The sequence below is a fragment of the Roseateles sp. P5_E1 genome (assembly GCF_054049335.1).
On the sequence record NZ_JBFUMN010000168.1, the window covers coordinates 1 to 796 of the forward strand.

General features: G+C 66.9%; 1 protein-coding gene and 1 pseudogene. One reads left to right on the forward strand and one right to left on the reverse strand.

Features of this window, described 5'->3' with window-relative positions:
• Positions 1-224, reverse strand: a pseudogene (locus ACXJKJ_RS30400) (hypothetical protein); the annotation flags it as partial.
• A gap of 222 nt (positions 225-446) precedes the next feature.
• Here ACXJKJ_RS30400 and ACXJKJ_RS30405 point away from each other — a divergent pair.
• A partial coding sequence (locus tag ACXJKJ_RS30405) for an aspartyl/asparaginyl beta-hydroxylase domain-containing protein (protein ID WP_457395131.1) occupies positions 447-796 on the forward strand: 350 nt, incomplete at its 3' end.

The window sequence follows — 796 nt, forward strand, 5'->3', positions numbered from 1 at the left end:
CGCTGTGCCAGCGGCGCAAACATCCGTCCGTAGCCGCCGGCGCCATGCACCAGCACCACGCTCATGGCGGCGTCGGCGGGGCCATGGCGGTCCAGCTGCAGCACGCCGGACGGGCCGTCGACGCGGCACGCGCGAGGGGCTGCCGCACCGGCGACCGGATCGAAAAATGCTTGGTAGGCCTGGCTGAGGGGAGGGTAGGGATCGTTGTGGGCAGGTCCGTGCATCGGGACAGTCTAGGCGCTTGGTTCAGCCACGCCGCGCTGGCCACCCCCCAGTCCGTGCTTGACCGGGAGGCGGGCTCTGCCGACCATATGCCGTTATCTGCGCCATCGGCGGCCGCCCCCCACTCCGGCACGTCCCCGCCCCCTGCCGCCTTATCGATGCCGGCTCCTGCCGTGCATCGCCCCCACCTTTTCGGTTCCGGCCCTGCCGGAGGAAGACTGATGATCAAGATCGTGCTGGCAGTGCTGTTCATCGCCTGCGTGCTGTACATCCATTACCGCGGCAAGGTCCGCGCGCGCTGGTCGCGCCAGTTGCTGGACCACTCCAGCTTCATGGCTCCGATCAACGTGATCATGTACGCGTTTTCCAAAGTGCCGACCACGCCRTTCCTGGACCCGGGCAAGGAATTCCCGCAGTTGGAGCCGCTGCGCCAGAACTGGCAGATGATCCGCGACGAAGCCCTGGCCCTGCGCGATGCGGACAAGATCGCCGCGTCCAGCACGTTCAACGATGCCGGGTTCAATTCGTTCTTCCGCCGTGGCTGGAAGCGCTTCTACCTGAAGTGGTACGGCCC